Origin of the sequence: Microcystis sp. M015S2 (assembly GCF_020245945.1) — a bacterium.
In the GTDB taxonomy this organism is placed as follows: Bacteria; Cyanobacteriota; Cyanobacteriia; order Cyanobacteriales; family Microcystaceae; genus Microcystis.
Map to the genome: position 1 here is coordinate 1 of NZ_JADBTX010000131.1, position 23,396 is coordinate 23,396.

Sequence of the window (23,396 nt, forward strand, 5' to 3'; positions counted from 1 at the left end):
TATGGGACAACTCAATACGACGGTAGTTTTGGGAGGGGAACGATTTTTTCCTTTAACCCAACGGGGAATGTTCTGACTTCTTTAGCCAGTTTTGATGTGATTAATGGTGCTTATCCCAGTGCCAGTCTCTCCTTGGGGACGGATGGTTTCTTTTATGGGACGACTGACTCTGGCGGTAGTTCTGATAATGGGACAATCTTTTCTTTTAACCCGACGGGGAATGTTCTCACCTCTTTAGCCAGTTTTGACGGGGCTAATGGGGCTTTTTCCTCGGCTAGCCTGACTTTGGGGACTGATGGTCTCTTTTATGGGACAACTCAGGGTGGTGGCACTTCTGATGCGGGAACGATCTTTTCCTTCGATCCCAACTCCAGTACACCCGTTCCCGAACCCTCAGCCCTCCTCGGTACAACTATTGCAGTAGCTCTCGGTGCAACACTAAAACGCAAATCAGCCCATAAACATAAACAATAGTTATTTCTACAAGAACCACAAGGGCAGGCATAGAGCTTGCCTTTTTTATTCACTAAAATTTGCACCCCAGCCTGAACCCCAATCCGCTACCCCTATGTTGCCATAAAGCCGTAGAGGCTTGGTCTCCAACCCCTTGAGGACAAGATAGACTGCACCTGCTCATTCTGTCGGCTGGAGAGGGGAAACCCGTTACTGATTCTACTCACAGAGAAGGACTAATTTTATTGGTGTAGAATAGAGACAATTATTGAGAGAGAAAGAAAATGAGCACTATTTCCCTTGAAATTCCTGAAGAAATCTTAATTAGTCTCAAAGAAACTCCTGAAAATCTATCAAGAGAATTAAAAATATTGGCAGCCGTTAAACTTTTTGAACTTGACAAACTATCTTCAGGACGTGCAGCCCAATTAGCCGGAATGTCACGAGTAGAATTTTTAACTATTTTGGGGCGTTATCAAGTCTCCCCTTTTTCTTTAACGACTGAACAATTGGAACAAGATATTGTCAATGCCTAATCCTCAAGTCATTGTCAACACCTCTCCTCTACTGTACTTACATCAAGTGGGCTACTTGGAATTGCTCCAACGCTTGTATTCTCAAATCTTGACTCCTCCAGCAGTAATCGAAGAATTAGCAATCGGTAAAAATAAAGGAATTGATGTTCCCAATATTCAGGCAATTGAATGGATTTCAATTACTCTGGTTAAATCAGTCAGTCTAATTCCGGCTATTATTGATTTAGGGCAAGGAGAAGCTGAGGTCTTAGCTTTAGGATTAGAAAATCCAGGTAGTTTACTGATTTTTGATGATCAATTAGCCCGACGTATTGCCAATTTATATCGCTTAAAATATTCAGGAACGCTTGGTGTTTTAGTTAAAGCGAAGCAGCAGGGCTATCTATCTTCTGTTGCTCCCGTTATTGCTAAGTTACGCCATCAAGGAATGTGGCTAACTGATAAAGTTGTCAATGATGTTCTTCGATTAGCTGGAGAGTAAGTATGCTTAAAAAAAAGGCTCTTCGTTACTTGGTATGGTTCGATAGGGGGGCATAAATCGACTAAATCCTTATCTGGCAAGAGACTTAATTGATTAGTTCGCTCTAGATCAAAAACAATTGACAAAAATCGCCAAATGTCTTTCTCTATAAGAGTTTCATTCCTTAATAATCCTGTACTTTGCATAAGACAAACCGAAGAACCACAAATCTTTTGCGATCGCTATCGGGGGATAGTTGTTTTTTGTCACAGCAGTGGGGAGAAGGGAGCGGGTTTTTCAAGTTGGATTGGCAGTTAATCATGCTATTAAAAACTGATTCAGTATAACGTTCCAGTTGAGCGGATGCCAGTAGCCTTAGCAACACAACCGAGGTCTCTAAACAGTCCGCTCCAACAGGATTGTTAGGCTGCATTTGCACTTTCCCAAAACTTACATGGTTGATAATTCCAAAAGCCTTTTCAAACAGTTTAACGCATCTTCAAACTTTTGGCTCATGTCAGTATGTTTTTTACCTAGTTGTTCTAGAATATCTTTATGATTCAAGTTAACAGCAGACTGATGCATTCCGATTAGGCGATTGTTGATTTCTCCTAATTTCTGGTAATATTTCCCCAGTTCATATCTAAACAATCTTTCCAAATAAATCAAAGCCGTACTAACAGCAACGCTGTAACGAAAAGCAAACTGTTCTTGGAGAAGCTCAGTTAATTTCTCTGTATCGTTAATCTTACCATATTCAGCCACTTTTTTTTCAAGATCTATCTTGTCTAGTAATTTTTCAGGTAGATTTTGCTTGCTCTCTGTGGGTTTTGGTGGCTTTTTCTCGCTAACTTCATTAGTGGGCTCTTCAACTTTCTCCTTAACTAAATGAGCAAAGACTTTGGTAAACTTATTCAGAGGTAAGGGTAGAATTTCACATACCATACTTTGAATTGCGTCACCACCCAGTGAAACTAACTCAGGTGCAATTTCACTGAATGTTTCTTTAAATACTTGTACTGAAAGGTTATGACTCACATCATCCCCAGACGGATTAAGAGGTAAATCAATAGGCATTTTGACCAGTTCGTACATGAGAACCCATTTACAGATAGCTAGAAAATTCCCATAAACCTGCTGCTTGGATTCTTGAATTTCTTTGTCAAGAGCTAGTTCTTTGATATATTTCTGCTCATAAGATTTCTGTTCAATTAGCTCACCGATTTTTATATCTCGAACTTTGTCATCGAATTTATGAAAATAGTAGTCGGCTAAATCTCTACTATTTTCCTCAACAGCCCGATGAAATTTTTCTTCAGTTGACAGCAAAAGAAATGGAGAATCAACATTTGGATATGATTTGCCAGTAACGTGTGAGAGGGTAATATGAAGAGCACCATCTCTGTCTTCTGGATCTAGCAAGCGTTTAGCTGGCTCCTTGATAGAGTCTTTTAATTTAGTAAAGATGCTTGTAACTTTGCTTGAAACGTCTCCCTGATGCTCTTCACTGTCAATCCAAGCTTTCACAAACTCAATCAGAGCCTTCCTGGCTTTCTCTAGTTCTTTTCGATCTTGTTCTAGAGTCTGATCGCAAAAAACTTTCGTTGTCAATCCAAGTCCATCTAGTTGTTCAGATGAAATTTCCTGATGCTCTAATCCAAGAATTTGACGACAGGTTAGCTTGATATCGTTTTCCGCCTTCTCTAAAAATAATTCTCCTTCATCAAGCATGAGCTTAACACGATCCTTACTCAAGAATGTATTCAGCTCTTTTAATAAACTTGGTATTCCACTTTCCTCATCTAGCTTATTAGGATTGGCCTTTCCTAAATTTTCAACGGGGCATTTTGCTAAAGTTGCGTAAAAGTTCTTTCCAATCTTGTCAGTCAGTTCGATCTTCTGTCTAAGAATTAGAGCAAGTACTGACTTTTCTGCGACAATCCTAAAATATCTAGATTCCAGTAAATTTGTATCGCCAATAATCTCGCAGAGTTCCGATAATGATTTTTTTAGTCGAGTTTCATCTTCCTCAGACTTTATCTGATCGGCTTTATTTACAACAATGAATACACGATTAGCAAATTTGCTTTTTTCTTCAGCCGTATAGCCACTGAATAAGTACTGAACTAGTAGGTTTGCGATAGAAGTACCTTCTTTTTCAGCAGGTCTATCGGGATTAACCACAAACACTACTGCATTAGCATTCTTAAGTTCCTGTCGTAAAATCTCCGTGTGTCTTAGAGTTTTTGCTGCCGATCCAGGAACATCAATAAAAACAACATTGCTAGATGTTTTACCATTCAAATAGCTGTTATCTTTCCGCTTTAGATAGTACTTTGCACACTTGATGGCAGGAATCACTCTTTGACTTTGAGGATTGTCCTTTCCATTTCGACTACCACCTTCTTCTAAGTAAGTGTTAAGTTCTTCCTGCTCTTCTGGAAGTTTAAACTCTATTTTAATCGATTTTTTAATAGTGTCAATTTTCTGCCATGTATTTGCAATGTCTAAAATTTCATGTACAATACGTTGTCGTTCATCAATTGGAAAATTATCCGGTAACTTTTTAGCTATGTCTTCACTAGTTGCTAGATCGATAACTTTAGCAGCAGTTATACTCGCTTCATCTTCAAACAAACTAGCCCTTGTTTGCTCATCAAGGTAATGACTAGCTACACCAAGTAGTAGCGGTTTGAATTCATCTTGAGTTCTGATAGAAAGTTCAGCTTTGTCAAAATCCACGTTTTGATTGGGATAGACATAGATAGCTGTGCCAGTAATTGCTGCTCCACCACCAGTCAGAAGCAGTCTTTCTTGCAAAAGAGCGTTCAGAAGGCTGCTCTTACCAGCACCTGTTTCACCAATCACTACGACTTGGTAATCCCGATCTTGCCGAAGGACATTATCCGCTCTGTCAAGAAGCGTTTTGGCTTTAGATAGATCCAAACTTTGATATTGTGAAAGGACTTTTTGCAGTTCGGCACATTTTCTTTGCAATTTTGTCCAGCGCTCAAACTGTTTTCTTGCTTCAGTTTCACCTAAACTACTACCAAACCGACTTAACCAATTCTGCCAATCCAGATTAGATTGATCATCTGAACCTTTTCCAGGCTGAGAATCTCTTGGCCGAGACGCTGGATTTTCTTTGTCGAATAATTCATCAATTTCACGCATAGCTTCTCTCTGTAGTTAGTCAAGAATTGCATTCAGTAAAACATCAACCAATGAAAGGTTCTCGTCTTCTATATCTTCAATCGTAACTGTATCCACAATGTCAAACTTAGCTCCAGCACCTTTTAATTCATCATCTAGCAACTTAAGAAACTTTGTTGCATCAGGATCATTTCCGATTTGAATGAAAGAGATTGCTAACTCCTCATCTTTTTCCATTTGCTGAGTCGCTTTGACGATCGTTTCAGCAACCGCTTTTTTATTGTCGGGCTGCCCATCAGTAATAACGAGTATTGTTTCCCCATTTAGCTTGGTTTGCTTCTCTTGTTTTCGATGAAAATAGTTTTGTAGAGCGTCTTCTAAAACAAGTGCCATCTCAGTGCGACCAACAAGAGAGATTTCTTTAAATAATTGCGAAACTTGACTAGAAGTAACATTTTCAATGCGTCTAAATTTAGATGAGAAGAAGTAGACAGTAATTCCATCTGGATCAAACTCTTCGCACTTGGTGACTAGAGCAAAAGTGGATTCCTGCATCACATCCCATCTACTTCTGCCGCCTTGCTGATCCTTAGTTGACATACTTCCACTTTTGTCAATGATCAATGTGTAATCTCGCTCCTTCAAGATAGAATCCTGATCCTCAAGCATGGCATACACTCCTGTATTTGAAAGTTTTGCTCCTGCTCTTATCTTAGCACCTATCCGGCTGATCTATAGACAACCTTATTCGTCCTCATCCAGAAGTGGTGCATCAAGATCCAGATCAACGCCAGAGACCAAGTATTGAACATGATTGACTAGGTTAGAACTAATTGCCTGTATGTGTTGAGGGTTCTGTTCCATATCTTGGGCAAGAAAATTCAGAAATTTCCCAAGCACTGGATCATTTTCTTCTGCTCCGTCAGCCCTGGAAATCCATACTTTACCGTCGGCCTGTATGTTGTAGCAGATTTTATCGCGCTTATTCAAGCCAAGGGCTTTGCGAACGGAATCGGGAATTGTAGTCTGATAGCGATCAGTAAGAGTGGATTCTGGGCATGGGGCCATCGTTGCAGCTATAGCGACCTCTAAGCTTGTCCATAAAAACTAGCTCTTGATGGTAATGCAACTGCATTGTCTTGTCAAGTATGGAGTGACCAGCAATTCTCATTTTGAAAACAAAAGAAGATAAAGTTCTCTATGTGAACAAGAGAACTTCTGTCTAATTATCATTTTTTTTCAAGATAATCATCATAATTAGCTTCAAGAGACAGTTTTAAAATATCTGCCCATAAAAAACTTATCTCAACTCATAAATTTAGCTGAAATTCTGACCTAATTTGTGGTTTTTTCAATGAATAAAATAATCTTTCCTTCTCTCGAAAAATTGACATTTTTAACTAGAATTTATTTTTTTGAGCGGGACATATTCGGTAAGAATAAACAAGAAAAACTCTGACCAATTCTTAAACCAAAAATATTTTAATAAAGTACGAATATCATTAAAAAAACTGGTGCGAGTAACTAATAACTCACGAATCTTTTGATAAGTATGATTAACTAAATCTAAAACGGTATGAAATAAAAAAGCTAGTAAATTTAAAGACAACAAGAACTCGCATAAATGACTTTGACCATGACCAAAATTATGTTCTAAATTATAACCGTGATTTTTAAGAACGTTATTTCCTTCATTCTCAACTTTCCATCTGCTGCGTCCAGCTTTGACAATTTTTTCAACATTATTTTCAGTAATTTGATGATTGGTAATCCAATTATTTTGATAGATAATTTTCTGTGTTTTTTCATTAATGACCGTGACTTCACACCAATTAACTTCGAGACTTGACTCGACCTCTCTCAGAGGAACTCTAGAAACATAACGATAACGATAAATGAGATTCTTTCGTCCATCCCATTGTTTCTTTTCTACGGTTTTAACTTCTCCACTTTTTTCTAAAAATTCTAGCCATTCATATAAGGTTTTATGAGAAGTTTCAAGACAAACAAAAATAAAATTATAACCTTGTTTTAGAGCTAACTCACAGATAGGTTGGCGAGAGTATAAGTCATCTCCTAACAGGGTTACAGGATAACCATACTTCTTTTGATGATTCTTATCTAACCATCTTTTAACAGCCGCATTTTCACAATCTTGTTTTTGCTGCCCATCTTGTTTTTTAATAAATTCTGGTTCTAAATTAATCACTTGTTTTTGCTCAGGAGAAACCACAATTGGCGTGACGCAACCATGAAAATAAGTTGTCGTTCCATTACGAGGATTGCGGCAATTACAATGGGGACAACTAATTTTCTTTGAAGAAAAATATTCCGTACCATCTAAAGCTATTAAAATTTCCTCATCTAAGTAGAAAAATTTTTTAATAACTCCCTGTTTTTTTAACCATTCATAGACTTGTTGAAAAGAGCCAAATATTGTGGCAGCTGGGATAGGCTCTAACAGGTTTCTGATTTGATTATCACAAGGTATTTTTTTGATACCAAATAAACTTGAAGCATTATCTTTTCCCTTACTACTTTTCATCAAACGTTGATGCTCTAAAAAAGAAGGTGACTGAGTAAAAAAAACCGAAAAAGCCGCCTTAACTGCATCTTCTACCTGATATTTGGTATTGTTTCCTGGTTTTCTGTCATCGGGTAAGTCATGTAATTCTTGAACTAAAAATTGTATTAATTCAGGAATTTCTAAAGTCACAGCCTTTTTCGTCATCGCAGAACAGTTTGATTAATTAATATTTCCAACTTAATAATTTTACCTCAACAGACAACAATCATCAATTTTTATTTGGTTCTCTTTCTGATGTAGAGAACTTTTGTTCTAGATTTCTCCCATCTTTCAAATATTTTGAGTATAAATACTCTATATACTCACTTCTCTGCGATGCAGTCGCACTCGCGGGAGCGCATTTTGTAGTTTGCTTAAAGCTTTGTTTCTGTCTGTATCACTTGTTACTTTTTAAAATGAGAATTGCTGTGGAGTGACTAGATCTACAGCCTAACGGAGCCGTTCACCTTAAATGTCGGCAGGATGCCCCGTTACACCCATAAGGTTGTTGTAGTAAACCTAAACCTGTCAGCATCCCACACCCCATCACCCCACTTCCCCGGGTTGAGTTAGCGGGTTCGGCTTCGATCTGTCAGAATACAAGTATTGAAACAAACCCTTTAAGAGGCTTCATGGTGGAAGTTAAAGTCGTTCCCCCGAAACGCAATTGGGTTCAGACGTGGTGGCAATCCCTGAATTCCTTATCCCGCTTACTGGTGATTGCTCTAGCTGCACCACTTATAGTTCTGAATGCCTGGGCATTATCGGCAATTTTTGGCTATTTTGAATCTTTATTTGTTATTTTACTGATAGCGGCCGTTCTATCTTTTCTCTTGGGTTATCCGGTGACTTGGTTGGAACGTCAGGGATTAAAACGGGGTTTAGCTGCGATCGTGGTTTCCCTGATCACGATTTTAATTTTTGTGGCCGTGGGAATCACCCTAGTTCCCTTAGTCTTCACCCAAGCGCAGCAATTTGTCAATAGATTGCCAGAATGGTTAGACTCGGGACAGCGCCAACTGATGCAACTAGATACCAAAATCGACACGATGAATCTACCGATTCCGATCAGTTTCGATGGTGTTATCGCTCAGTTTAATAGTCGTTTAGGGGCAGAATTGCAAATTTTAGCGGGAAGAAGCGTTAATTTAGCCCTTAATCTCACGGTTTTTACCGTGGTGCGGGTGCTTGATGTGCTGCTAACCATTATCCTCACCTTTTATCTACTTCTCCACAGTCCCGATATCTGGAGGAGTATTATCCAATGGTTGCCCAAACCCGTCCAACAACCCTTTTCTCTAACCCTACGCTTAAGTTTTCAGAATTACTTTGTCGGACAGGTGATTTGTGCCACCTGCATGGCCCTGGGATTAGTCACGGCATTTTTATCGATTAAAGTCCCTTTTGGTCTTCTATTCGGCCTCTTGATTGGTACCATGGCCTTAATCCCTTTTGGGGGAACTGTCGGCATTGTCACAGTGACAGCTTTACTAGCTTTGCGGGATATTGGTTTAGCTCTGCAAGTTTTAGCCGTAGCTGTAGTGGTGCAGCAAATTGTCGAAAACGGCATTGCTCCCCGAATTTTGGGCAGTGTCACCGGGTTAAATCCCTTTTGGGTGTTGGTTTCGGTCTTGACGGGGGCGCGAGTGGGCGGTTTACTGGGGGTGATTGTCGCGGTTCCCATGGCAGTAATGATCAAGGAAGCTTTGGAGGTGATCCGTCAAGTGACACCAGAGGAGACAAAACACGGGATAATTAAACCCTCTCTCCCCCTAGAATCAGAATCCTCTAGCGAGGTGGTTTCTCGCTGAAGAATGACTGACGGCATCATCTAGGGCGATCTGAACAGTAATATTGACCGGGATAAATCGGCAATTTTCTCACAGGTTCTTGGTTTTTCTCCCTCGATCGAGTTATGATGTAAATATTGGTAGATTAACTCCACTTGTCCTGATCGCCGTCCATGCCCGGAAAGGACAAATGAAGGCCTGAAGATGTCTTGCTGGTCTCTGCGGCCTGGCTTATTGGGAGATTAGCTAACCAATTATCTCTAAACTGAGATAATTTTAAGAACGGGTCATTGTCTATCCCGGTAAATAAGCAAAAAATCGATATTTTGGTTAAATAGGCTACATTAACAGCCAGGTTTCTATCGTAAGCTCGAAGTTAAGACATAAAGTCAATATCACCCTCCGATTGCAATGAAAAAATGTTTGGATCGCTTAAGGTTTAAGCCTTTCAGACATTTTTTTTGTGGATTGAGCTAGTAAATAATACTAAATACGTTGAGTATAGGCTACTTATGAGGATAGGCAAGAGGCAAGAGTCAAAAGGCAAAAGGAGGAATAGATAATCAGTCTTTAATAACTGGATTTAGTATAAGCTCAGTTCGCAATCAGATAAGGAAGCCGTTTTGATCTAAGCTAGAGAACAACTAATCTAGGCTAGGCAATGCTTGTACCCACAAGGTAACAGGGATGAACACCAACAGACCATGATCTGGAGAGATCGTCAAGAAAAGTATCAGAGGGAACTCCTGGAAAAAAATGGGTAAAATATAATTAGTAGGGAAAATATTGCTGTTAATGTTTCGCTTGCTCACGAGACGTTAACCAAGCCCAAAGGCAAAAAAATAGCAGTAATTTGCTAAAAGCTAAAAGCCGATAGCTGACTGCTCTATATATCTCTCGTATTCTTTACTTGTCGAGTTCAACACGACCCCTTTATGGAATCAAGCAACCCGTCAGGGAAGACTTCCGAACCTCCTAGTCATAGGTGGGCCAACTTACTCGGAACCATGATCGCAATTCTGACCCTAACGTTACCCTTGTTAGCGATTGGATATAACTCCACGCCTAACTATACCGAAGAACCCCTTACCGGTAACACATCCTACTCCCTAACGAGGCAAATGAGGTGACAGAATTGAGATAGACGATTGCCAAAATAAAAATTTTTTTCTTCGTCCCGATCCCCCTTATGGGTAAAATTTGGATCGGAGTTGATCAAAGTGTGTTTTAATTTTGCTTGCGCTTTTAGGTGACTCTAAAGGCGCTATTGTCTTGTATTTGGAGAAAGCTTGTGGATTTATCGCGCATTCCTGCCCAACCGAAACCCGGTTTAATTAACGTTTTAGTGGAAATTACCGCCGGCAGTAAGAATAAATACGAGTTTGATAAGGATTTAAACGCCTTTGCTCTCGATCGCGTTCTCTATTCTTCGGTACAATATCCCTGTGATTATGGTTTTGTTCCCAATACCCTCGCCGATGACGGCGATCCTTTAGATGGTATGGTGATCATGGATCAGCCTACTTTCCCCGGCTGTGTGATTACGGCGCGTCCTATTGGTATGTTAGAAATGATCGATGGTGGTGATCGCGATGAAAAAATTCTCTGTGTTCCCGCTAAAGATCCTCGTTATGCTGAGGTAAAATCTCTCAAAGATGTCTCTCCCCATCGCTTGGAGGAAATCGCCGAGTTTTTCAAAACCTATAAGAATCTAGAGAAAAAAGTCACAGAAATTCTCGGTTGGAAAGATGTGGACGCAGTAACCGCTTTAGTTGAACAGTGTATTGCTGCTTATAAGTAAGGTTTGCGGCAAAAAGTTTGTTGGTGGGGTTAGGAGTCAGAATTCAGGAGTCGAGAGATAGGATGATAGGGATTTAGGGGTTTAGGGTGTTGAGGTTTTAGGGTTTTAGTTGAAATTCCCCCACTTCCCACTTCCCCACATCCCCACTTCCCCACTTCCCCACTTCCCCACTTCCCACTTCCCACATCCCTACTTCCCCACATCCCCACTTCCCCACTTCCCCACTTCCCCACTTCCCAATTTATGCGAATAGAAACCTTAAAATCGGGTTTAATCGTCTCCTGTCAAGCACCAGTGGAGTCATCTCTGCACGATCCTGTAATTATTGCCGCCATGGCTCATGCTTGTGTGGATAGGGGTGCTTGTGGGGTCAGAATTGATAGTCCCGCTCATCTGAAAGCTACCCGTCAACAATTGCCGGATATACCGATAATTGGACTCTGGAAACGCAATTATCGCGATTGTTCGGTATATATTACTCCCAAATATCAAGATGCTCTCGCCATTGCCGATGCGGGTGCCGATATAATTGCCTTGGATGCTACCCCGAGAAAGCGTCCTAAGGATGAAAATTTAGCCACAATTATCGATCGTATTCATCGGGAAACTGGTAAATTAGTCATGGCAGATATAGACTCGATCGAAAGTGCTATTTATGCCGTGGCAGCCGGTGCTGATATTGTCGGTACAACTCTTTACGGTTACACAGAAGCCACTAAACATCTGCCACCGCCAAGTTTTTCTTTCCTAGAAGAATTAGTTAATAAGTTGTCAGTTCCTGTTATCTGTGAAGGAGGAATATCGACGCCAACAGAAGCTAAAAAAGCCCTAGAAGTTGGTGCATATTCGGTAGTTGTTGGCACGGCAATTACCGGGATTGATTTAAAAACTACCGCTTTTTTACAAGGAATTTTATCAAAGGACTAATGGGAGGGAAAAACCCCAAAAAGTTTAGCTGCACCTCCTAAAAATAGCGACAAACAAAGCGATTATTCAGTTATCAGTTATCAGTTATCAGATTTGAGTTTTAAGTGTGCAGTATGGATTAAGTGAGCAGTATTAAATGGCAGTTTTCTGCTGTCTTTTCACTGATTACTGATTACTGATTATGGCAGTTTTCTACTGTCTTTTCACCGATTACTGTTTACTGATTACTGATTACTTTTAACTGGCTGTTAACTTAGTCATAACTTGGGTACTGTATAATCCCTATGTCAAGGGTCTGTAATAAAATTTAACCTAATCAAAGTCCGAGTATCAGTTTTGACTTTATTTCCGAAAATATGAGTATTTCTCGCCGTAATTTCCTCACCTTTTTAACTGCCACTGCCGGTGTCTCTTTTTTCAGTCTGCAAGAGAAAAAATATTCCTCTCTGATTAGCAGTCCTGCGATCGCTGCTAATAGTTTCGGCTTCAACTTTGCCCCAGTCAAACTGCCGATTCCCTTAAAAATTGACGGTATGAGCGATGAAAGCCAAAAAAGTACCTATCAAACCTATACAGTCCTAGATGATCTCGTTCTTCCGCAAGGATTCACCTATGATGTGGTAGCGCAGTGGGGAGATAAAGTGGGTGATTCCCGCTTCGGTTATAACAATGATTATCTATCTTTTATCGAAACCAGTCCGGGTCAAGGTTATCTAACCGTTAATTTTGAATATATCAGTGGTCGTACTTGGCTACAAACCTTTGAACAAGTGATCGGTAAAACCCTACCCGTCAAGGAAGTACGGGAAAAAACGAACGAAAAGGGTGAAATTGCCGCCTATCACCTGCAAGATGCCAGCTTAAAGGCAAAAATCGAGGAAATATCCCTAGAAGGCTTAATTGATCAGGGAATTGGCGTAATTTCCTTAGCTAAAGATCAAACGGGAAAATGGCAACGTACCTATAGTAAAGCCGATCGCCGCATTACCGGTATTTCTGGACTAAAAGACGGTCGCTACCTAAAAGCGACCGGTCCTGCTGTAGCAATTTTTACCAAAACCGATAAACTTGGCTACGATGACGGATTAGGGGCAAAAATTATCGGAACGTTGCAAAATTGCGCCGGGGGAACAACTCCTTGGGGAACGGTATTTAGTGCCGAGGAAAACTTTCAAGACCAAGTGACCGAGGTAGTGCTAAAAGATGGTTCCTCTTTGCATCCCGATACGACCCCCTTTATTCTCAATAGTGGGGAAGTGGATGGCCGGGGTAACGTTTTTGGGTTAGCTGGGAATAAATACGGTTGGATGGTGGAGGTGGATCCGGCCAATCCCGACGATTACGGCACAAAACACACTTGGTTAGGGCGTTTTCGCCATGAAGCAGTCGCTTTTCTCGCTCGGACGGGGCAATCCTTGGCGGTTTATTCAGGATGCGATCGCAGAGGCGGTCATGTCTATAAATTCGTTTCGGAAGGCAAAATTAGCGATATTAAGCAGAAAAATAACTCAAAACTCCTAGAAAAAGGAATGCTCTACGGGGCCAAATTCAACCCCGATAAAACTGGTTATTGGATACCATTAAATCCCGACACGGAGATAAATCCCGTCCTACCGAGTCAAATTGCCGCTAGTCGCGGGGATGGGGTGGTAGCTTTGCCAAATCCCGAAAGAACGGTCAATGAGACTAAATTACTGCTATTTAAGGACGATGAGGAGATTCTGGCCTACAAATCTAAATATAAGACCCTCGCAGACCTGTATGAAGGTAATGGGACGGAAAAACAGGGAGCAATTCTCATCGATGCTCATTTTGCCGCTAACGCCGTTGGGATCACTTGTACTGGTCGGCCAGAAGATACGGAAGTGGACGAGAATGGCACTTTATATATGACCTTTACCTCTGGTAGTCCCAGTGAAGCGGAGGGAGGAGCCGATAGGGAGATATTTAAGGGGCCAAATGGCGAAATACCCTACGAATTTGGTTGGATTATCAGCTTAAGGGAAGATAATAACGATGCTGCTTCCTTAAGTTTTCGTTGGGATGTGGTCGCTTATGGAGGGGAACCGACAGAGAAGGGTGAGGGTTTTTCTAATCCCGATAACCTCGCTTTCGATAAACAGGGAAATCTCTGGATGGTTAGCGATATTTCCACGGGTGGGTTAAATCGAGAGATGAAAACTCGTTATCCCCAAGGGGTCCCGGTTAGTCAACGGGATTTATTGGGTATTTTTGGCAATAATAGCGCTTGGGTGTTTGCCAAGGGTCAAGAGCATCCCTATCCTTTTGCTATCGCTCCCATGGATGCGGAATTAACGGGATTGTACTTTACTCCCGACCAAGAGACGTTATTTTCGGCAGTACAACATCCGGGGGAAGCGGGGGGAATTCGTCAGGATTTGGCCTTTGAAAACCGAAAATTTGCCCTGAAAACTACTAATGGGCAGGAATTTGAACAAATACGACAAGTACCCCTAGGGTCGAATTGGCCCAGTGGTCAAGTTAATCAACCTCCCCGGCCGGCAGTGGTGGCAATTCGCCGAATTGAGTCAAAATAGGAGAGGGAATTATGAATTATGAATTATGAAGTGGGGAACTGGGGAGAAAAAAGAAATAGATTGTTTCCTTGGAGTAGAAAAGCGATCTTTTTCGGGAAAAATCTTTAAATTAAGGACTTTAAGAGCAAGTTCGCCATTAAAATCTCACTTTTGCTGGAGAGCTATTGTGATTTTGTCCTTGAGTTTCCCAAAGATGGGCTTACTATGAAAGTAGGGGGAAAAAAGATAATTTTAGCGATCGATTAACAATGACTAGGGATCTCTGTAGAATTTTATTGATAGAGGATGAGCCGACGACTGTTAAATTAATCCAGAGATTGCTGTTAAAGGCCCCCCAATGTTCCCTGGCCAGGGGGTTGACTTTTACCCTCACCCAAGCTCAGGATCTAGAGGAAACTGCCGAAAAACTGGCAGGGGAGAAATTTGATCTCATCCTCTTAAGCTTGGAAATCTCTGTCCCCCCCGGCTTAAATATTCTAGTCAAAACCAGAGAATTAGCCTCTCATATACCGATAGTGGTTCAAACTACTAGCAATGATGAGAAATTAGTCGTTAAAGCCTTTCAACTGGGTGCTGATGGTTATATTCAGTTAAATAATATCGATAGTAGTCTTTTAGTCTATCAAATTCGTGTGGCGATCGAGCGTCAGCAATATATCCTCAATCTTAAACATCAACAACAGGAAGAAGAATTTCGCGAACTGGAACAGTTAATCAAGGGAGGACAAACTAGCATCACGGCGAAAATGTTCGGTTCTGAGGCAATCAGGCAGAGTATCCCCGATATTTTTCAAGAATTAGTTCAAAATTACGGAGATTTATTAGATTTAGCTTTAGAAGAACAAGCATACAAAGTGGAACATAATCTATCGGAACGACTGCGAAGCTTGGCCGATAAGTTAGGATTCTTAAAAGCTAGTCCTCGCGATGTGGTGGACATTCATACCACCACCCTACGCAAAAAAAATCAGGATGTCACCCTGGCCAAAGCGCAGGCCTACGTTAGCGAAGGTCGTCTCATGGTCCTGGAATTGATGGGTTATCTCGTCTCTTTCTATCGTAAATACTATATCGGTCTCAGCAACATTAAACTGTTCAATAACACGCAATCATGAGTCAATATCTTCTCAAACTCTACATTATGGGTGATTCAAGTAAATCCCAGAGGGCGATCGCCAATATTTTTCGTATCTGTCGCGAGGAGTTATCCGATCTTTATACGGTAGAAATAATTGATGTTCTCGAACAGCCGCAATTAGCGGAACAGGATAAAATTCTCGTAACTCCTACTTTAGTCAAACAACTTCCCCCACCCCTACAAAGAATTATCGGCGATATGTCCAATACCCAAAAGGTTCTCCTCGGTTTGGATGTTATTCCCAAAGACTCCCATCTCAATTAGGGTTTACCTAAAAATTCTTCTGGTTAGGTTTTTCCTCGCTAATAAGTAGGTAGGATTAAAATTATCCCTTGAAGATAGCTGAAAATCAATAGTCATCCCCATCATAGCAAAGACTGAACACGATCGAGAGGCCAGTAAACTTTATAGGCTTGACCAACGATATAACTTTCCGACAAAAAACCCCAATCACGGGAATCAAAACTATGGTTACGATTATCTCCCAAAACAAACAGGGTTTTTGGGGGTACAGTCACAAATTCCATTTCATAATTGGCTAACTCGGCGGTGTAGAGTTCCTCGATAACTTGCCGGTTGAGATAAACTTTACCCCGGCGGATTTCAATGGTATCTCCGGCAATAGCGATGACTCGTTTAATAAAAAAATCTCCAGACTTAGGATCTAGTTGCCTAATTTTTTCGGGAGTTCTAAAAACAATTATATCGCCTCTTTTTGCTTGATAATTACCAGATTGACTGACGAAAATGCGATCACCTACTGCGAGGGTAGGTAGCATGGATTCGCTCGGAATCTGGAAAAATTCTATTTTTTGATGTAACCAATTGGGAAAATAATTACAGATAATTCCCCAAGTAAAAATCACTCCCACCATCAGTGCCAAAATGGAACGATAGGTGTGACGATGGGGGTGGAATTGATCAGGGAAAGTGTGGTAAACATGATAAATAGCGATCACTGTAACTAAAGGGGTAAGAAAGAGGATATTGGCCAAAAAATGATCCATTTTCAGGCTAATCTGGGATATAGTCAGAAAAATTATCCCTAATCTCACCTTATCAGCGTACAATTGCCCCAAACCTGGCATAATCCGGTTAGCGAAGACGGCAAACCATGGGTTTTTTTGTTGACGGGGAATTTTCTCTAAGCTGTTATTCTGTCCGGAATCATAAACAGTCCAGTGAGCGTCAAAAATATTGCTAATGTAAACGATAATCAGAGCAACTATTCCCCCTAATCCCCAGCTTACACGGCCATTGGGGCTAAAAATTGACCAAATTGTCACAATTATTAATATTACTTGAGCGATCGCCCAAATGGTTGCTTTTTGGTTTTTGTTAGCATACCATTGTCCCAAACCGGGGAAAAACATCGAGAGATTGACAGCTAACCAGGGATCTTTTGCTGGTGAATTAGTCGCATAAGCAGGGGAAACAGCCGAAAAAAGGGGGGGTTTGCTCATAGTATAGACCTATTGCCAATTCAGTAAACACTGCTCAGTAAACAGTAAACAGTTAACCGAAAACAGTAAACAGTGAACAGTGAACTTAAAACTCAAATCTGATAACTAATAACTACTATAGCAACCAACAACACTTAATGCTTTTACTTCAATTTAGCACATCTCATTACTGTCGCAAAGCTCGTTTAGCCCTAGGTTATAAGGGGATTGATTACCAAGTAGAAAATCTCACCCCCGGACTACATATTCTCAAACTCAGTCCCCTAACTAAAGGGTTAACCACTGTCCCCGTTTTAATGGCAGCAGATGAGATTATTGCCGATTCTACTGCCATTTTAAAATATTTAGAAAAAGTAGTTCCTGTCCCCTCTTTTATTCCCGCTGGGGAAAAGGAGAAAAATCAAGCTTGGTTACTAGAGGATTGGTTAGATGAAAGTATTGGAGTAGCGACGAGATTTGTCTATTATAATTATCGCGCTGGAGAGGGAAAAGCGATCGATCCTTCCCTGAGTAGTCAAATAATTATTAATATCGTGCGACAACAATATAAAATCACCCCAGCCAGGGTAAAACTAGCGGAGGAGCGCCTAGAAAATGCCCTCAAGATTCTAGAATATTGGCAAAATCAGCCCTATTTGGTGGCAGATAAATTAAGTGTAGCCGACATTGCCGCCACTGCCCTACTCAGTCCTCTGGCTCTAATTCCCAGTTATCGTCAAAAATATCCCTGGTTGTTTGCTAGAATCGGGGAAATTCATCAACAGTGTCGAGAAAAATTGCCCCCCGGTTTAAATTAAATGCAGCGAACGATCAAAATTATTATCCTCATCTCGATCGGTTTCTTATCGCCCCTAAAAGCCCTTGCTTTGCCCTCTCCTGAAGATATTCCCGAAGAAGTTTTACGAGCAGAAATTATCACTTCGGCTCGCTCGCCCCTTGATAATCAACCCCTAACTGCGGCAGAATATGCCTTACTAGAAGAACAATTAGCCACCAGCATTTATCCCCCCCCAATTAATCCCAAGATTCGACAATTAATTGCCCTGAGAAGATTACAAAAACTCCTCCAGATATTGATACCTTTCTATCGTTAAAATAAAAATAGTCAATCTCCTTTGGCAAGAGTGCCTATGCTAACCGAAAAATTAGAGAGGATTAGGGCAAGGCGATCGCTTTTATCGCCAGCAGACAAAAATCCCGTGTTATCATTAATGAAAAAATCATAAAGTTTTGTAACAAACCTTGACTGCTATCCTCCGCCCCCAAGAAAAGCCCCTGCTTAATCCTCCTTGGTACTCCCTGTCCCCTCTCTGGCAAGGAGACGAAACCGATGTTAAACAAGGTTTACCCCATAGCCAACTCGCGCCCCCTTGGCAGATTTTAATTCTCGGTGATGGTTCTCCCACCCGTCATTTACAACTTTTAACCGGTGAAAAAACGGAAGTGGATGTGATCGATATGTCCCCCATCGGCGATGATGAGGATGGCGCACCGATGAAAATTAGCCTGATTCCAGGGCCGAGATTGCGTCGTCAAGTCTGGTTACGCACAGCTAGTGGTCAAAGGTTAGCCTATGCCGCTTCTTGGTGGTCTGCCAATCAAGTGGACGAATATCTGGAAAATCGTTCCCTACCGATTTGGGAAAGTCTCTCGCGGCTGCACACGGAATTGTATCGCGATGTGCAGGGACTTTATTACGGTCATTCCCCGGAATTAGAAATGGCTTTTGGGGAAAAAGGAGCATTTTGGGGTCGTCATTACCTATTTTGGCACGCTCGCCAACCCCTTACCCTGATTTACGAGGTTTTTTCTCCCTATCTCCGTAAATACCTCGGCGAAATGAGAATTGATCAGTTAGGTTAACTGCCGTAGATATTTCTATGTAGTTCAATTAGTTAAGCTTTGGAGAGAATTAAATGATTTTTCTCCGTTAATTTGGCCATCCAACCCGGTTCAATCACAATCGTGCTAATTTTTTCGATAATAATTGCGGGTCCTGCCAGACAATCAAAAGGTTGCAGATCTGAACGCTGATAAATTGGCGTTTCCCGCCATTGATTAGCCATAAAAACCGCTACTTTATCAACTATAGGAGGTAATTCTCCCATGGGACGGGTGCGAGTTAAAATTGCTTCTTGGGGACTGTCCATAGTCTGGATCAATTCCACGGCAATCGACTCAACAATTAAAGCTTTTTGTTCTTGTTTAAACCCATAACGTCTTTGATGTTCCCGTTCAAAATCCTGACGCATTTGATCGCTAAAATTAACCGCTAAAGTGGCGTCACTGCCTTGATATTTTAAACTAACTTGCTGCCGCACCCGATTATAACCCTCTAATTCCCGACCCGCTAAAACTTCTAATTCGTTCATTTCCGTGAGCAACTGCCCGATTAAATCGGCATTTAACGGCTGTTCGATCGCTTTTTCTTTAATTACCCTCAAATCGGCCAAACCCATGCCGTAGGCGCTTAAAACCCCGGCATAGGGATGGAGAAAAATACTTTTCATTCCCAGAGTATCGGCAATTAAACAGGCCACTTGACCCCCAGCACCGCCAAAGGTACAAAGAGTATAATCACTGAGATCATAACCCTTTTGCAGAGAGATTTTTTTAATCGCATTAGCCATATTTTCCACGGCAATTTGAATAAACCCCGCAGCCAACATTTCAGGACTATCATTACCCCCCATTGTTGCCGCCAATTCTTGAAACTTTGTCAGCACAATCTCTCTATCTAGGTGTAAATTTCCCTCTTCTCCAAAAATAGCGGGAAAATAGGCAGCTTGAATTTTTCCTAACAAAACATTAGCATCGGTAATTGTTAATGGACCACCCCGTCGATAACAGGCAGGTCCCGGATTAGCTCCGGCACTTTCTGGCCCAACCCGAAAACGATAACCATCATAGACTAAAATCGAACCCCCACCAGCAGCCACGGTGTGAATACTTAACATCGGCGCTCGCATTCTTACGCCGGCAATTTCGTTATCTGTTTGCCGCTCGTATTCCCCTTGAAAATGAGAAACATCGGTGCTAGTTCCTCCCATATCAAAACTGATAATTTTGCTAAATCCTGCCCTTAAACTGGTTTGTACTGCCCCAACTATTCCCCCGGCAGGACCGGATAAAATGCTATCTTTACCCTGAAATTTATCGGCGGTGACTAAACCGCCATCGGATTTCATAAATAGTAAGCTAGTTTTCGGTAATTGCTGGCTAATACTATCAACATAGCGGCGTAAAATTGGCGATAGATAGGCAGAAACTACCGTGGTATCTCCCCGGGATACCAGTTTCATTAAAGGACTGACTTGGTGGGAAATGGCTAGGTGACTAAAGCCGATTTCTTCGGCAATGGCTGCCACTTGTTTTTCGTGGTCAGGATAACGATAACTGTGCATAAAAACAATCGCACAACTGCGGATACCCGCTTGATAAACTGGTATTAAATCGGCTTTAACTTGGGCGGGATTAACGGCGATTAATTCTTGTCCTTGACTATCGTAGCGTTCGGCCACTTCGATAACTTGTTCGTATAATAAAGAAGGAAGAATAATTTGACGGGCAAAAATATCGGGGCGATTTTGATAGCCAATTCTCAAGGCATCTTTAAAACCTTTGGTGATTAATAAAACCGTGCGCTCTCCTTTTCTTTCTAACAGCGCATTGGTGGCTACCGTTGTTCCCATTTTAATCACTTCGATGTTATCTAGGGAACCGCTAATATCTTTGATCCCTTGAATGACTGCATCTGGGTATTTTTCGGGATTTTCCGAGAGCAGTTTATAGAGAACAATCCACTGTTGATCGGCAAGGGGAACAATCAGAAATCTAGCGGCATCTCTAGCTAGTCGTTCCATAATTTCTGGTCGATCGATTATCGCCACTATATCGGTAAAAGTTCCCCCTCGATCGATAAAAAATTTTAACATAATCCCTTCCAGTTCTCAGAATCAATGAATAATTGCGCCTAATCCTTTTAAAATAAACTAGATTGATTTATCTGAGTAAGCAAAATGTCCACAGGAATCGCTATCTTAGGGGTAGGACGTTGGGGAGTCCATTTCGTCCGTCATTTTTCTCAACATCCCTCAGCACAAGTAGTGGCGATCGTTGACTCCTCCCCTGAAAAACTTCATCTCTGTCGCGATCAATTTAATCTCGATACTAATAAGGTTATTTTAGCCAATGACTGGGAATCAATTCGTCTTCACCCCGAAATCTCGGCCGTAGTCGTCGTTACTCCCGCCATCAGTCATTATCCCCTGATTAAAGATGCTCTTAATTTAGGTTATCACGTCCTCGCCGAAAAACCCTTAACCCTCAATCCCCAAGAATGTGGCGAATTAACGGCATTAGCGGCGCAAAAACAGCGTATTTTATTAGTTGATCATACCTATCTTTTTCATCCGGCCGTTATCACCGGACAAAAAGTCCTGCAATCCGGGGGTATCGGTAAACCTCTTTATGGTTATGCCACTCGCACCCACCTGGGGCCGGTCCGTCAGGATGTGTCCGCTTTGTGGGATCTAGCTATTCACGATATCTCGATTTTTAATCATTGGCTTGATAGTACACCAGTATCTGTGCAGGCGCGAGGAACGGTTTGGCTACAACCTAATCTAGCCGATTTAGTCTGGTTAACCCTGATCTATGGCGATGGTTTTCAAGCGACTATTCACCTTTGTTGGTTGAATCCCGATAAACAGCGACGTTTAGGGATAGTTGGCAGCGAAGGGACTTTAATTTTCAATGAATTAGACTCTCGATCGCCTTTAACGCGACAAAAGGGCTATTTTGAACGTCAGGAAGCCTATTTTATTCCCCGGGGACAGGAGACGGAATCTATCCCTATTGCCGATGGTGAACCCCTAAAAGCATTGTGCGAACATTTTTTAGAGTCGGTGGCTACGGGTGTCAATTCTCCTGTATCTTCGGGATCGGTAGGGACGGAATTAGTCAAAATCCTCCAGGCAGCAGAATTATCTCTAGCCAGAGGTGGAGAAATCCTGCGCTTAGAATAGGGAAACATGGGATTGATAAGTAGGGTCTGCTGAAAAAGTTTTTCGTGGGGGTAGGGTGTGGGGTGTGGGGTGTGGGGTCTGAAGTATAACCTGATTTGCTATTGACGAGGAGTTTATACGGCGTTAGATTTATTAGGGGTTTCCTTAATTTGTACCCAGTAAGGGGGTATCGAAAATTCTCTTAATCCCCCCTACAGCACAGGTTATGCCTTTTTGTCAACGGGGAAGTCCAGAACCCTATCGGTGCGTAGCGCGCTCGATCGCTAACAGCTCAAATCAGCGACGGCATTAGAAAGCAAGCTCAGCAGCGACGAATTTTGACCGTCCGCTGCCACGCAGTGTTAGCTGGCGGTTCAAGGAAATAACTCAAAGTAATCGCAGTGACTTGGACGAATAATCGAAAAATCTCGGCGATCAAGTGTATAAACGCGAGTAATAGTAAGCCTTTCAGCTATGGCAATGATCGCTGCATCTGTAAAGTCAAGCTGATTGTCAGCATATTGTTCCAATATCTCATGCACTCGTACCAAGTCTTCTGGGATTACAGGTTCAACTTGAACCGCATCAGGTGTCATACTGGATACAAAACGGCGCATTGCTTGGTGGCTCAATCTTGATGCAATCAGATAGCAGACCTCAGGCAGGACAACGACAGGTAGAACCAATGGCTCATTCACGCTTTGAGCAATAGCCAACACCCGCTGATGATTGCGATCGCCCTGATCGGTTAAGGCAAACAAAAAACTGGTGTCAAGTATCGCCGTCATACTGAATTGCTTGGGTTAAGATTCCAGCCGGACACCGGATCAATCTCATTGCCTAGAATCTCTTCATCACGTTCTGAAATATCCTCTTGACCAGAGTTGCCTAAACCTGCAACTGCAAGCAGAAAACTAGAAGAATGAGTGGTCAGTTCTCTTTGATGGGCTGCTTTATAGCGAAGATAGTCCAGAAAATTAGACAGTTCCACTAAAGCCTCATCAGGGAGAGCCTTGACTGCTTCAATTAGCGGTTGCCGTTCTATGATGCTTCTATCCATTACTAAATCTTAGATTAGGACTTCTCCTATTTTACTCCTCAACTCAACGAACAGGCTCACTTACTAACTATCACAGCAGGTAACACCTGAATACAGTCCGCACCAATTGGAATGAAGTCAAAGATCACAGTTGGGGGTCTGCCGTCAACCTAACCCACCAGAGCGGCGTACTGCTACCCAGTGCCTTCGGTATCGCACTTTAACCCACAGTTTCAATCAATGTACATGGTGCGTTCCCAAAAATCGATCGCTGGAGCAGTAGGAGCCACATTAGGGAACGCACACTACAAGATTGCGATCGCAATGTCATGGGGTTTGACCTCGCTGCGAATCAACCCTTTCATTTTAACTGGGAGAGGCTATTTTTACTTTATGAAGCTACTAATCCAACAATAAATGCAAGTAAACCCGCCCCCCAACAAATCAAAGCCTTTGCTTCTCGTGTTTCTCTATTTGTTGCATAAACTAGAACATATCCTGGAATA

General features: G+C 41.7%; 21 protein-coding genes and 1 pseudogene. 14 read left to right on the top strand and 8 right to left on the bottom strand.

Annotated elements, in window-relative coordinates; genetic code table 11:
- From IM473_RS21085 to IM473_RS21095, 3 genes are all read left to right on the top strand, one after another.
- Positions 1–474, top strand: a 474-nt coding sequence (locus IM473_RS21085; protein ID WP_287657317.1) for a PEP-CTERM sorting domain-containing protein, incomplete at its 5' end; no start/stop codon positions are given.
- A gap of 263 nt (positions 475–737) precedes the next feature.
- Positions 738–989 (top strand): UPF0175 family protein, encoded by a 252-nt coding sequence (locus IM473_RS21090; protein ID WP_002764591.1) that lies wholly within the window; start codon positions 738–740, stop codon positions 987–989.
- Positions 982–1,470, top strand: coding sequence for a PIN domain-containing protein (locus IM473_RS21095; protein WP_159292464.1), 489 nt, complete (start codon positions 982–984; stop codon positions 1,468–1,470). The genes IM473_RS21090 and IM473_RS21095 overlap by 8 nt, the downstream gene beginning before the upstream one ends.
- A gap of 429 nt (positions 1,471–1,899) precedes the next feature.
- Here the strand turns inward: IM473_RS21095 and IM473_RS21105 are convergent, their stop codons facing one another.
- The 4 genes and pseudogenes from IM473_RS21105 to IM473_RS21120 all read right to left on the bottom strand — a co-directional run bounded on the left by IM473_RS21105 (position 1,900) and on the right by IM473_RS21120 (position 7,333).
- Positions 1,900–4,623 carry a dynamin family protein gene (locus tag IM473_RS21105; protein WP_287657319.1) on the bottom strand — a complete coding sequence of 908 codons (2,724 nt, stop codon included), beginning with the start codon at positions 4,621–4,623 and terminating at the stop codon, positions 1,900–1,902.
- A gap of 15 nt (positions 4,624–4,638) precedes the next feature.
- Positions 4,639–5,271 carry a VWA domain-containing protein gene (locus IM473_RS21110; protein ID WP_002794745.1) on the bottom strand — a complete coding sequence of 211 codons (633 nt, stop codon included), beginning with the start codon at positions 5,269–5,271 and terminating at the stop codon, positions 4,639–4,641.
- Between the two features lie 75 nt (positions 5,272–5,346).
- Positions 5,347–5,670 (bottom strand): type II toxin-antitoxin system PrlF family antitoxin, encoded by a 324-nt coding sequence (locus IM473_RS21115; protein ID WP_287657320.1) that lies wholly within the window; start codon positions 5,668–5,670, stop codon positions 5,347–5,349.
- Between the two features lie 414 nt (positions 5,671–6,084).
- Positions 6,085–7,333 (bottom strand): annotated as a pseudogene (locus IM473_RS21120) (ISNCY family transposase).
- A gap of 467 nt (positions 7,334–7,800) precedes the next feature.
- Here IM473_RS21120 and IM473_RS21125 point away from each other — a divergent pair.
- From IM473_RS21125 to IM473_RS21150, 7 genes are all read left to right on the top strand, one after another.
- Positions 7,801–8,979, top strand: a complete 1,179-nt coding sequence (locus IM473_RS21125) for an AI-2E family transporter (protein ID WP_151696636.1) — start codon at positions 7,801–7,803, stop codon at positions 8,977–8,979.
- 914 nt (positions 8,980–9,893) lie between these two features.
- Positions 9,894–10,088, top strand: a complete 195-nt coding sequence (locus tag IM473_RS22805; protein WP_012267246.1) for a TLTLP motif-containing protein — start codon at positions 9,894–9,896, stop codon at positions 10,086–10,088.
- A gap of 161 nt (positions 10,089–10,249) precedes the next feature.
- The gene (locus IM473_RS21130; RefSeq protein ID WP_002760578.1) at positions 10,250–10,759 is read left to right on the top strand and encodes an inorganic diphosphatase; all 510 of its coding nucleotides are present in this window, start codon (positions 10,250–10,252) and stop codon (positions 10,757–10,759) included.
- Positions 10,760–11,002: 243 nt separating this feature from the next.
- A complete protein-coding gene (locus IM473_RS21135) occupies positions 11,003–11,686 on the top strand; it encodes an N-acetylmannosamine-6-phosphate 2-epimerase (RefSeq protein ID WP_287657322.1) in 684 nt (227 codons plus the stop codon).
- Positions 11,687–12,042: 356 nt separating this feature from the next.
- Complete coding sequence (locus IM473_RS21140; protein WP_287657323.1) at positions 12,043–14,244, top strand: PhoX family protein; 2,202 nt, start codon at positions 12,043–12,045, stop codon at positions 14,242–14,244.
- 248 nt (positions 14,245–14,492) lie between these two features.
- Positions 14,493–15,359, top strand: a complete 867-nt coding sequence (locus tag IM473_RS21145; RefSeq protein WP_287657324.1) for a response regulator — start codon at positions 14,493–14,495, stop codon at positions 15,357–15,359.
- Entirely contained in the window at positions 15,356–15,646 is a 291-nt protein-coding gene (locus tag IM473_RS21150) for a circadian clock KaiB family protein (protein WP_002752661.1), read from the top strand. Before IM473_RS21145 ends, IM473_RS21150 begins: the two co-directional genes overlap by 4 nt.
- Positions 15,647–15,747: 101 nt before the next feature.
- On the opposite strand, the gene lepB is transcribed toward IM473_RS21150, so the two are convergent.
- On the bottom strand, positions 15,748–16,845 hold the full coding sequence (gene lepB, locus IM473_RS21155) for a signal peptidase I (protein WP_287657325.1): 1,098 nt from the start codon (positions 16,843–16,845) through the stop codon (positions 15,748–15,750).
- Positions 16,846–16,982: 137 nt separating this feature from the next.
- Here lepB and IM473_RS21160 point away from each other — a divergent pair, with 137 nt between their 5' ends.
- The 3 genes from IM473_RS21160 (at position 16,983) to IM473_RS21170 (ending at position 18,708) form a co-directional block, all read left to right on the top strand.
- Positions 16,983–17,642 (top strand): glutathione S-transferase family protein, encoded by a 660-nt coding sequence (locus tag IM473_RS21160; RefSeq protein WP_287657327.1) that lies wholly within the window; start codon positions 16,983–16,985, stop codon positions 17,640–17,642.
- Positions 17,643–17,939 carry a glutathione S-transferase gene (locus IM473_RS21165; RefSeq protein WP_287657328.1) on the top strand — a complete coding sequence of 99 codons (297 nt, stop codon included), beginning with the start codon at positions 17,643–17,645 and terminating at the stop codon, positions 17,937–17,939.
- Positions 17,940–18,087: 148 nt separating this feature from the next.
- A complete protein-coding gene (locus tag IM473_RS21170) occupies positions 18,088–18,708 on the top strand; it encodes a chorismate lyase (protein WP_287657329.1) in 621 nt (206 codons plus the stop codon).
- A gap of 32 nt (positions 18,709–18,740) precedes the next feature.
- On the opposite strand, the gene IM473_RS21175 is transcribed toward IM473_RS21170, so the two are convergent.
- Complete coding sequence (locus tag IM473_RS21175; protein ID WP_287657330.1) at positions 18,741–20,780, bottom strand: hydantoinase/oxoprolinase family protein; 2,040 nt, start codon at positions 20,778–20,780, stop codon at positions 18,741–18,743.
- Between the two features lie 84 nt (positions 20,781–20,864).
- Here IM473_RS21175 and IM473_RS21180 point away from each other — a divergent pair, with 84 nt between their 5' ends.
- Positions 20,865–21,872, top strand: a complete 1,008-nt coding sequence (locus IM473_RS21180) for a Gfo/Idh/MocA family protein (RefSeq protein WP_287657332.1) — start codon at positions 20,865–20,867, stop codon at positions 21,870–21,872.
- A 353-nt stretch (positions 21,873–22,225) separates the two neighbouring features.
- Here IM473_RS21180 and IM473_RS21185 read toward each other — a convergent pair whose 3' ends face one another.
- On the bottom strand, positions 22,226–22,639 hold the full coding sequence (locus IM473_RS21185) for a type II toxin-antitoxin system VapC family toxin (RefSeq protein ID WP_004268924.1): 414 nt from the start codon (positions 22,637–22,639) through the stop codon (positions 22,226–22,228).
- Entirely contained in the window at positions 22,636–22,911 is a 276-nt protein-coding gene (locus IM473_RS21190) for a hypothetical protein (RefSeq protein ID WP_061430573.1), read from the bottom strand. Before IM473_RS21190 ends, IM473_RS21185 begins: the two co-directional genes overlap by 4 nt.
- Between the last annotated feature and the right edge of the window lie 485 nt (positions 22,912–23,396).

Bases quoted from the DNA above. Each gene is read 5' to 3' on its own strand.
- IM473_RS21140 (WP_287657323.1), top strand. From the start codon at position 12,043: ATGAGTATTTCTCGCCGTAATTTCCTCACCTTTTTAACTGCCACTGCC.
- IM473_RS21105 (WP_287657319.1), bottom strand. From the start codon at position 4,623: ATGCGTGAAATTGATGAATTATTCGACAAAGAAAATCCAGCGTCTCGG.
- IM473_RS21160 (WP_287657327.1), top strand. From the start codon at position 16,983: ATGCTTTTACTTCAATTTAGCACATCTCATTACTGTCGCAAAGCTCGT.
- IM473_RS21165 (WP_287657328.1), top strand. From the start codon at position 17,643: ATGCAGCGAACGATCAAAATTATTATCCTCATCTCGATCGGTTTCTTA.
- IM473_RS22805 (WP_012267246.1), top strand. From the start codon at position 9,894: ATGGAATCAAGCAACCCGTCAGGGAAGACTTCCGAACCTCCTAGTCAT.
- IM473_RS21135 (WP_287657322.1), top strand. From the start codon at position 11,003: ATGCGAATAGAAACCTTAAAATCGGGTTTAATCGTCTCCTGTCAAGCA.
- IM473_RS21125 (WP_151696636.1), top strand. From the start codon at position 7,801: ATGGTGGAAGTTAAAGTCGTTCCCCCGAAACGCAATTGGGTTCAGACG.
- IM473_RS21110 (WP_002794745.1), bottom strand. From the start codon at position 5,271: ATGCTTGAGGATCAGGATTCTATCTTGAAGGAGCGAGATTACACATTG.
- IM473_RS21090 (WP_002764591.1), top strand. From the start codon at position 738: ATGAGCACTATTTCCCTTGAAATTCCTGAAGAAATCTTAATTAGTCTC.
- IM473_RS21145 (WP_287657324.1), top strand. From the start codon at position 14,493: ATGACTAGGGATCTCTGTAGAATTTTATTGATAGAGGATGAGCCGACG.
- IM473_RS21115 (WP_287657320.1), bottom strand. From the start codon at position 5,670: ATGGCCCCATGCCCAGAATCCACTCTTACTGATCGCTATCAGACTACA.
- IM473_RS21150 (WP_002752661.1), top strand. From the start codon at position 15,356: ATGAGTCAATATCTTCTCAAACTCTACATTATGGGTGATTCAAGTAAA.
- IM473_RS21190 (WP_061430573.1), bottom strand. From the start codon at position 22,911: ATGGATAGAAGCATCATAGAACGGCAACCGCTAATTGAAGCAGTCAAG.
- IM473_RS21180 (WP_287657332.1), top strand. From the start codon at position 20,865: ATGTCCACAGGAATCGCTATCTTAGGGGTAGGACGTTGGGGAGTCCAT.
- IM473_RS21095 (WP_159292464.1), top strand. From the start codon at position 982: ATGCCTAATCCTCAAGTCATTGTCAACACCTCTCCTCTACTGTACTTA.
- IM473_RS21185 (WP_004268924.1), bottom strand. From the start codon at position 22,639: ATGACGGCGATACTTGACACCAGTTTTTTGTTTGCCTTAACCGATCAG.
- lepB (WP_287657325.1), bottom strand. From the start codon at position 16,845: ATGAGCAAACCCCCCCTTTTTTCGGCTGTTTCCCCTGCTTATGCGACT.
- IM473_RS21175 (WP_287657330.1), bottom strand. From the start codon at position 20,780: ATGTTAAAATTTTTTATCGATCGAGGGGGAACTTTTACCGATATAGTG.